The sequence below is a fragment of the Hydrogenovibrio sp. genome, from assembly GCF_049975065.1.
In the GTDB taxonomy this organism is placed as follows: Bacteria; Pseudomonadota; Gammaproteobacteria; order Thiomicrospirales; family Thiomicrospiraceae; genus Hydrogenovibrio.
Window position 1 is genome coordinate 1 of record NZ_JBNGDN010000078.1, and the last position, 9,417, is coordinate 9,417.

Genomic DNA, 9,417 nt, shown 5'->3' on the forward strand with positions numbered 1-9,417 from the left:
GAATCAGCCATAACCAAGCCATTGGCGTGATGTCTAAATGGTCAAAGCCGATAAAAACGCCGAAATACGCCAGTACAAACAGGCTGGAAACACTCATCGCCATACTGGTAAACCAAAGGCTGCCCAGCCGGTGAATCATCTTTTTACTGAACAGCACATAGAAAGAGAAACTCAGCGCGGCTAAAAATACCAGCAGCGTGCCCAGCACCGTATTGTGGCCGCCCGTGGAGGCTTCCTGATGAAACACCAGCCAGAGGCCGCTGTAAGTGATCACCAGCGAGATGAACACCTTTCGGGTAATCGGCGTTTTAAAAAACAACGCGCCGAGAATTGCGACCAGAATGGGGTAGGTAAACAGCGTTAAGCGCTCCAACTGCGCGGAAATCATTTCCAAGCCTTTTAAGTCCAGCCAGGATGACAGGAAATAGCCGATAAAGCCGAGAAAGAAAATCCAGCCGAATTTTTCCCAGCGATTGTGCGGATGTCGCCCCGGCGTCCGTGCCAGCCAAATCAGAATCGCCAGGTAAATCGGTAGGGCAATCGCCATGCGCAGCATTAAGACACTGTCGGTGTTCAGCCCTTCGGCATAGGCGAGCTTGATGAAAATCGACTTTAACGAGAAAAGCGCGGTGCCGAAAGCGGCCAGCCAAAATCCGAGCCAAGGCGTTGATGAGGCGAGCCGGTGCATTATGACGCCGGTTTGGTGGCAATCAGCCAAGCGTAACGGTGGGCTTGGTCGCCATCGGCCAGCCAGCCTTCGCCGTGCACCTCAACGGTGAAATTTGACCAGACCTGGCCGTTTTCGGTGAGTTGGGTCAGTTCACCGGGCCTGAGATAAAAATCGGGGTTTTGCGGCGCATTCGACTGAACCGGGGCTAAAAAGGTTTGGATGAACAGCTTTCCGCCAGGCCTGAGGGCTTGCGCAATCTGCGACCAGAGCGTGCGGTTCAGGTAGCGACTGAGGGTGATGACTTCATACTGCTGGTAGGGGAACAACATCTGCTCGAAATCGGTGATGGTGCAGTGAATTGGCAGGCGGCGCACCGCCGCCCAATTGTTTAAATGTGTGAGCGCTGCATCGGAAATGTCCCAAGCGTCCACCGTGAGACCGCACCGCGCCATGAGACGCGCGTTGCCGCCCAGACCGCAGGCCAAATCGAGCGCACGGCCTTTTAATGGCAGTTGCGCGAGATGCTGTTGCAGCACCCAAGCGGCGGCAATCGGCTTTTTCGGGCTGACTTGGGCGTATTTTTCATCCCATTTGCGTGCGGTATCCGTCATTATTTTCGCCAAAAAGCTGCGGTAAACAGCACCAGAATGGTAAAGAGTTCCAGGCGTCCAAGCACCATCAGAAAGGTCAAAAACCATTTGACCGGATCCGACAGGTTGGAAAAGTTAGACGCCACACCGCCCAGGCCTGGGCCGAGATTGGTAATGGTGGCGGTGACGGCGGAAAAGGCGGTTAAAGGTTCCAGCCCCATCGCCATTAACAGCAGAGTGGAGACCAGTACGATAAACACATACAGCGAAAAGAAGCCCCAGACCGCCGCCATGATTTTTTCCGAGACCGGTTTGCCGCTGAGTTTGACCGGCATCAGCGCATTGGGGTGCAGCAGTTTGTGGACTTCGCGCAGACCTTGTTTGAACAGCAGCATCACGCGAATCACTTTCATGCCGCCGCCCGTGGAGTAGGCCGAAGCGCCAATGTAGCTCATTAGAATTAGGAAAATCGGCAAAAAGGCCGGCCAACTGCTGAAGTCGGCGCTGGCAAACCCGGCGGTGGTGCCGATGGACATCACCTGAAAACTGCCGTAACGCAAGGCTTCCTGCCAGGTGCCGTAGGTTTGTGTGCCGTAGAGATAGCTGGTGACAATGGCGATGCCGCCCAGCAGAATGAGTGTATAGACTTTGTATTCCGGGTCGGAAAGATAGCGTTGCACCGACATATGACGAAAAGCGGTAAAGTGCAGCGCAAAATTAATGCCGGCAATGTACATGAAAATCATGGTGATGACTTCAATCTCGACACTGTTAAAGTAGCCGATACTGGCATCGTGAGTGGAGAAGCCGCCAATCGCCACCGTGGAAAAACTGTGGGTGATGGCGTCGAACCAGTTCATACCCGCCATCCAAAAACTGACGGCGCAGGCGGTGGTGATACCCAGGTAAATGTACCACAGTGCCTTGGCGGTTTCGGAAATGCGTGGAGCGAGTTTGTTGTCTTTGACCGGGCCTGGGGTTTCGGCGCGATACAACTGCATCCCCCCGATGCCGAGCATCGGCAGAATGGCGACGGCGAGCACAATGATCCCCATGCCGCCCAGCCATTGCAGCTGCTGGCGATACCAAAGAATCGAAGGGGGGAGATGATCCAGCCCGGATATGACGGTGGCACCGGTGGTGGTCAAGCCGGAAAAGGCTTCAAAAATCGCGTCGGTCAACGAGAGATTGATATTGGTGGCAAAGTACATGGGCACAGCGGCGGCAAAGCCTAACACTGTCCAGAACATGACGACGATGAGAAAGCCGTCACGGATCTTGAGGTCGCGGCTTTCATGCCGGTTCGGCAGCCAGAAGCTCAACCCCAGCAGGAATAAGCCCAACGCGGAAAATCCGAAGTCGTCGGTGCCGTTGTCCATATAGAGGATGGAAATGAAAAAAGGTGGAATCAGCGTGACACTGAAGACCATCAGCAGAATGCCCAGCACTTTGAGAATGATTTTGTTATGCATAAAAAAGAACCGTTTGCGGTGTCATCAAAACCAGCTTTTCTTTTCTCTCGGGGTGAAAAGTTCGGTGACGTCACTGGCTTGAGAAGGATCGTTTAGAAACAGAATGACATGGTCTTCGGCTTCAATGGTCAGGTCGCGATGGGCGAAGTGAACGTCATCATCGCGAATGATGCAGCCGATGGTGATGCTGCTGGGCCACTGAATCTCGCCGATGGTTTTGCCGATCAGCTCTGACGAATTTTCGCTGCCGTGGACAATGACTTCCATCGCTTCGGCGGCACCGCGGCGTAGGGTAAAGGCTTTCACCGTGTCGCCTTGGCGCATGTAATGCAGCAGGCGGCTGGTGGTGATCTGATCGGCGGAAATCGCCACATCAATGCTGTTGAGCTGGATCAGATCCACGTAGGACTGGTTATTCACCAGCGCGATGACGCGGCGCACGCCCAGTTTTTTCGCCAGCATGCCGGATATGATATTGGCTTCGTCGGAGTTGGTCAGGGCGAGAAATAAATCGATTTCGTCGATGTTTTCTTCGATCAGCAACGACTTGTCCGCGACATCACCGCGTATGACAATCGCCTGTTCCAGTTGTTCGGAAATTTCCCGAGCTTGGGTCATATTGTGGTCAATGATTTTGACTTGATGCTGCTTTTCCAGTTCTTTGGCAAGGTTAAAGCCGATATTGCCGCCGCCGGCAATCATAATATTGCGTGACGGCCGCAATTTGTGGCGGCGGAGCTCTTGAACGATTTTGGGAATATTGGCGGGTTCGGCGAGAAAAAACACTTCATCCCCGACCTGGATGGTGACATCACCCGTGGGCAGGACGATTTCGTCACGGCGGTAGATGGCGACGATGCGGTGTTGCACGCCGTCGGGCAGATGGTGTTTGATCTCACGGATTTTTTTGCCGATGATCATGCCGCCGGAGTAGGCGCGAATGGCCACCAAACGCAATTTTCCGTCGGCAAAATCCACTACCTGAAGCGAACCTGGGTATTCGATGAGCTGGAGAATGTAATCTTTCACCAACGTTTCTGGGCTGATCATGACATCGATGGGAATGGCGTTGATGTTCTGGTAGCGGTCAAACAGCTCTGGGTGATTGAGGTAGCTGGGGCTGCGCACTCGGGCAATCTTAGTGGCGGTTTTGTGCATAATGTGCGCCAGTTGGCAGGCCACGATATTGGTGTCGTCAAACTGGGTGGCGGCAATGAGCATATCGGCTTCTTCCAGTCCCGCTTGCGACAGCACGTCGGGGTTGGAGGCGTGGCCATTGACGGTGCGGATGTCAAGGCGATCTTGCAACCGCTGCAATTGCGTTCGATCCAGATCCACAACGGTGACGTCGTTGTTTTCCGTCGCCAGCAGTTCCGCCAGAGAGGTGCCGACCTGGCCTGCACCAAGAATAATGATGTTCATTTGGGAATTAACCTTTTTGATCGTGGAATCATATCGGTATTCTACGTTGCTTACCCTTAAAATTTAAACTGTTTTTGCCAACCCGTTTCGCATCAAAGATTCAGTGCACCCTCGGGTATTATTTCGGGTTTTTCGGATCAATGTTCAGTGCTTTGAGTTTGCGGTAGAGGTTGGTTCTTTCCACGCCTGATAAACGTGCGGTTTCGGCGACATTGCCGCCGGTTTCTCTGAGCAGCTGGCTTAAATAGGCCGCTTCGAAACGCTCTTTCGCTTCTTTGAGGTTGATGGAGGTGTCGATGCCGGTCATGGAAACGTCTTCATTGCGTTTATTGCTTTCCAGTGCCCGACGAATCTCTTCATCCATCACCAAGCCTTCGCCAAGAATGAGCAGCCGTTGAATCAGATTCTGCAATTCACGATAATTGCCAGGCCAGCTGTATTGACGCAACACATTAATCGCACCGACATCGAACTCGCGATAGTCCAAACCTTCATGGGTGAGAAAATAGTCGAGAAAATAGTCAATTAAGTCGGGAATGTCTTCCGTGTGCTGCCGCAAGGACGGCACCTCCAGCGGCATGACATTCAGACGTTGCAGCAGGTCTTCTCGGAACTGGCCAGTTTGGGTCATGTCTTCCAGCCCCCCTTTGGTCAGAGCGATAATGCGCATTTCCAGGGCGATTTTTTTGCTGGAGCCTGGGCGGATAAAGGTGCCGTCAAACATCAGCTGCGCGAGAAAATTCTGCCCTTTGGCGCTGAGTTGTTCCAGGTCGGAAATGACCAGGGTGCCGCCATTGGCGTGAATCAACTCGCCGGTGAGAATGCCGTCGCCCGTCTCCTGCCCCAGAATGAGGGTTTCTTGGTCGTCGTAATCGGGGCTGTGGATTTCAAACACCGTCTGTTCTTTGCGTGCGCTGAGCTTATGGATGGCTTCGGCCACGCGGTGTTTGCCGGTGCCGGCCTCGCCCTTGACCAGAATCGGCATGGAATATTTGGCGAGGCGGTTGATGGAGTCGCGCAGCTCGGCGACCAGTTTGCTTTTGCCGATGGGCAGTATTTGATCCGGTAGCTTTTGTTTCAGGTGGCGATTTTCGTGATGCAGTTGCAGATGTTCCATCGCCCGTTCGGCGGTGATCAGCAATTTGGCCAGCGACAGGGGTTTTTCCAGATAGTCGTAAGCACCGAGCTTGGTCGCTTCGATGGCGGTTTCGATGGTGCCGTGACCGGACATCATAATCACACAGCTGTGTTGCAGCACCTTTTCGTTAATCATTTCTTTTAGCAGGGAAATGCCATCAATATCGGGCATCCAGATGTCGAGAAAAATCAGGTCGGGCGCCATGTCTCGCCAGATGGTTTGAGCTTGTTGGCCGTTGGCCGCGACCATGACGTCGTAGCCTTCTTCGGAAAAAATTTCTTCCATCAGATTTCGGATATCTTTTTCGTCGTCAACAATCAGCAGTTTGCCTGGTTTCATAGCGGGGTTCGACTTTGGTTAAACGGTTAATGGGCTGTCTGGGGTTCTTGTAGGCTGTGTTGTGGTAACTGTACCACAAAGCGCGTGCCCTGTTGCGGTTCTGATTCGACTTGAATGCGCCCTTGGTGTTCATCGACGATTTTCTTAACGATCGCCAAGCCGAGTCCGGTGCCTTTGGGTTTGTCGGTGGAGTAGGGTTCGAAGATCCAGTTTCTGGCTTTTTCTGGAATCCCAGGACCATTGTCACTGACGGAAAGCTGCACTGGATAGTCTTGCTCAGGATCATAATGGGTGGTGACGACAATGCGTGTGGCCGGGCAGGTCTCACAGGCTTCAATGGCGTTTTTAATCAGGTTGTGCAGCAGTTGCCGCAGTTTGGCGGCATCGGCGGAAATGATCGGGCAGGTGGGGTCAAGCTGCTCGCGCACCTTCCAAGTGACTTTCGCGGTCTGGTACATGCTGACCACGTCTTTGACCAGATTGTTGAGCTTGACGGGGTGGAGGACGATTTCTGGGGTGTCGGCGTATTCGGTAAAGGCTTGCACGAGGTTTTGCATGGTGGCCACCTGTTCGATAATGGTGTCGGTCATGCGGTTCAGCAGTTTTTGATCGGGCTTGTCGAGCTTGTCGGACAGCTTGTAATTCAGGCGCTCCGCTGAGAGTTGAATCGGCGTCAGCGGGTTTTTGATTTCGTGCGCCAGACGTTGCGCCACATCGCTCCAGGCGGCGTGTAATTGGGCTTGCACCAGTTGGGTAATGTCCTCGATCACTATGACGAAGCCGCCGATTTTCTGGTCGAGGCTCGGCAGGGTGGAGCCATGCACCAGCAGGATTTTCTGGCCTTCTTTGCAGTCGAAGGTGACTTGCTGGCTCCAGGGCTTGGTTTCGTTTTGAAACAGTGGAAAAATGGTGTCGAAAAAGGGTTGCAGGTGCAGGGCTTCGGGTTGTTTGAGCACTTCATTTAAAGGTTTGCCGAGCTGTTTGAATAAGTCGGTATTGAGAATCTGGTTGGTGGCGTCGTTAATGGTTTTCAGCAACAGATTCATGTCAAGGGTCAGCACCCCGCTGTTGAGGTTTTTAATAATGGCTTGCAGGTACAGCTTTTGCACTTCGGTTTGCTGGTGGCCGAATTTGATGTCGTTCCGCGCCTTGGCGATTTGTTGAATCATGTCGTTAAAGGATTGAATCAGTTGCCCCATTTCATCGTCCTGAATAACGGGCATAGAAATGGTGTAGTCGCCTTTGGCCACGGCTTTGGTGCCTTTAGCCAAGGTGCGGATGGGGCGGGTCATGTTTTGTACGGTTTGAATGGTGAACAGCAAGGCGCTGGTCAGCGTCAGCAGCAGCACCATGCTCAAAATCACGGTGAAACTGGTTTTCAACGGGCCTTTGAGATAAGAAAGCTCTTGATACTGGCTGGCGGAAAGTCGGACCGTTTCCGCCAGTTGCGTGAGCTGCTCGGGAATGGTGAATACCGCTTGCAAGGCATAAAGTTTGTTGTTTTCGATGTCGTTGGCGGGCAGCATGATTCGGATGACTTGATAGGGGTTGTTAATCCCGAGCTGCGTTTCCATGGCGGCGTAGCTGATTTTTTTGCGGATTTGCTGAAATAACCCCAGCTCGGGTGATTCTGGCAGGATGCTGACGTTTTCTGGGCTGCTGAAGGCGATGAGCTGGCCATCGCTGCGGTAAAGGGACACTTCGCGGGCATTCAGTTGTTCGCCGATTTGGTTCAGGGCCAGAACCGGGGTGTTGAAAAGCGACTCCTGATTGATGTCGAGGGCTTTTTGGGTGGCATTGAGGTTGCGCCGGATTTGATCGTCTAGCGTGATTTGCACCAGTTTCACGGCATTTTTCAGTGCGGTTTCGGTTTTGATGTCAAACCATTGGTCAATGCCTTGATGCACAAAGCTCATGGAGAAATAAAAAATAATCGCCAGCGGCACCCCGAGAATCAGGCTGAGAATGCCGGTTAGGCGGGTGGTGATTCGAGAACCTGGGACGCGCATTCGGTGGTTGCGCCGGAGCTTGATCAGGGTGCGCACCAGCATGACCAGCAGCCAAATCATGCCGATGAATGAGACGATCAGCAGGGTCGAATAGGTTTGTGCAAAATGGGCGGCGTTTTGCAGAATCTGGCTCATGACTACCAGCGAAATGAGCACGATGCTTGAGAGCAGGATCAGCCAACCGTATTGTTTAAGAAAGCGTGCGTAGGGCTGCGATAACATCCATGGCCTCCGTCGTTAGAGCCAGCTTTTCGGCGACTGTATTTGGGTGGGATACCAACCGCTGTCCAGTTGCCAGGCGGGCGACCATAACGTATCAATAATCAACGGGGTTGGCAATTGCCATCTGTCCAGCGAAATGCGCATTTGCAGGCTGTAAAGCGTATTGGGGTGTAGGTCGGACAAATCAGCCACCGGAAAGTTTGACAAGGTGCCGAGGGTTTTCATGGCGTCGGTTAGGTTGCTGAAACGGCGGATGTTTTGATTGCGCTGGTTGGTGATGACGTATTGACGGTTAAAGCCATCGTATTGCAGCTGGGTTTGATACCGCAGTGAGGCGCGGTTACGTTCAAGGGGAAGCCCAAAAACACGGTGCACCTCGTTGAGCGTGAGTTCCGTGGTAAACGTCAGGGTGATTTCGTGGTGAATGGCCTTGAGAACCGCTTCGGAAAATTCAAATTTGACGCTGGCATCCACCACCAGTTGCTGATCTTGCTGATAGTCGTTGAGAAACAAAATCTGAATGCCTGGGGTTTGTGCAAAAATGCCTGAGGCAAAGCTGCTGAAAAGCAAGCCGATCATCCAAGCTAATCTTTTGGGGAAGGCCATTATGATCGACATCCTGTTTCTCCGGTCACACGAGTGCGCTTTGGTTTTCGGTTATTTCGGTTTTTTCAAGCAAACAGTAATAAAAACCGTCCATTCCGTCCAGGCCTGGCAGAATCTGGCGTCCGGGCGCGTTTTCGATTATCAGGCCCCAATCGGCGTTGATGGGGATTTCCCGAGCGTCATTGGTGGCTTGCAAAAACGCGCTCATCTGGTCACGGTTTTCGGCGGGCAGCACCGAGCAGGTGGCGTACAGCAAGCGTCCGCCCGGTTTGAGTAACGGCCAAAGCGCCTTGAGAATCGCCGCTTGCGTCGCCACCAGGGCGTCGATGTCTTCCGGGGTGCGGTGCCATTTGATGTCCGGGTGGCGGCGGATAATGCCGGTGGCGGAACAGGGTGCGTCCAACAGAATTTTATCGAAGGCTTCGCCGTTCCACCAGTCGTCGGGTTGGGCGGCATCGCCGACGTCCAGATCGGCGTGCAAATCGAGGCGGAACAGGTTTTCCGATAGGCGTTCCATGCGTTCCGGCTCTTTTTCCAGCGCGAATACTCGGGCTTGGTCGTCGCTCAGTTCCAACAAATGGGTGGTTTTGCCACCGGGGGCGGCGCAGGCATCCAGGATATGTTCGCCAGCTTGAGGCGCCAGTAGGGTTCCGGCTTGTTGCGCGGCGGCGTCCTGCACGCTGAAACCGCCGTCGTCGTAGCTGGGCAGACGGGTGACGTCCTGACTCTGTGCCAGCACCACGCCAAACGGCGCTTTCGGGTGAGCTTTCGCTTCAATGTCGTTTTTGGCCAGGCCTGCCAGAAAGGCTTCACGGGTCTGGATGCGTGGATTGACGCGTAAGGTCAGGGGGGCCGGTTCGTTATTGGCGGAAAGAATCTGTTCCCAGTGGGTCGGGTAGGCGTTGCGCATGGCTTTAGTAAACCATTGCGGGTGGGCGAAACGATAGGC

Annotated in this window: 8 protein-coding genes; all 8 read right to left on the reverse strand. The window is 53.5% G+C overall.

Annotated elements, in window-relative coordinates:
- Nucleotides 1-688, reverse strand: a 688-nt coding sequence (locus ACP5D0_RS08660; protein WP_472365312.1) for a DMT family transporter, incomplete at its 3' end; no start/stop codon positions are given.
- Entirely contained in the window at nucleotides 688-1,281 is a 594-nt protein-coding gene (locus ACP5D0_RS08665; protein WP_472365313.1) for a class I SAM-dependent methyltransferase, read from the reverse strand. The genes ACP5D0_RS08660 and ACP5D0_RS08665, both read right to left, overlap by 1 nt.
- On the reverse strand, nucleotides 1,281-2,732 hold the full coding sequence (locus ACP5D0_RS08670) for a TrkH family potassium uptake protein (RefSeq protein WP_472365315.1): 1,452 nt from the start codon (nucleotides 2,730-2,732) through the stop codon (nucleotides 1,281-1,283). The genes ACP5D0_RS08665 and ACP5D0_RS08670 overlap by 1 nt, the downstream gene beginning before the upstream one ends.
- Nucleotides 2,733-2,756: 24 nt before the next feature.
- Nucleotides 2,757-4,154: a Trk system potassium transporter TrkA gene (trkA, locus tag ACP5D0_RS08675; protein WP_472365316.1), complete on the reverse strand. Its 1,398-nt coding sequence runs from the start codon at nucleotides 4,152-4,154 to the stop codon at nucleotides 2,757-2,759.
- A gap of 118 nt (nucleotides 4,155-4,272) precedes the next feature.
- Nucleotides 4,273-5,631 carry a sigma-54-dependent transcriptional regulator gene (locus ACP5D0_RS08680; protein WP_472365318.1) on the reverse strand — a complete coding sequence of 453 codons (1,359 nt, stop codon included), beginning with the start codon at nucleotides 5,629-5,631 and terminating at the stop codon, nucleotides 4,273-4,275.
- Nucleotides 5,632-5,657: 26 nt separating this feature from the next.
- Nucleotides 5,658-7,862, reverse strand: a complete 2,205-nt coding sequence (locus ACP5D0_RS08685) for an ATP-binding protein (protein ID WP_472365319.1) — start codon at nucleotides 7,860-7,862, stop codon at nucleotides 5,658-5,660.
- Between the two features lie 15 nt (nucleotides 7,863-7,877).
- Nucleotides 7,878-8,480 (reverse strand): DUF4390 domain-containing protein, encoded by a 603-nt coding sequence (locus tag ACP5D0_RS08690; RefSeq protein ID WP_472365320.1) that lies wholly within the window; start codon nucleotides 8,478-8,480, stop codon nucleotides 7,878-7,880.
- Between the two features lie 13 nt (nucleotides 8,481-8,493).
- Nucleotides 8,494-9,417, reverse strand: a 924-nt coding sequence (gene rsmB / locus ACP5D0_RS08695) for a 16S rRNA (cytosine(967)-C(5))-methyltransferase RsmB (RefSeq protein ID WP_472365322.1), incomplete at its 5' end; no start/stop codon positions are given.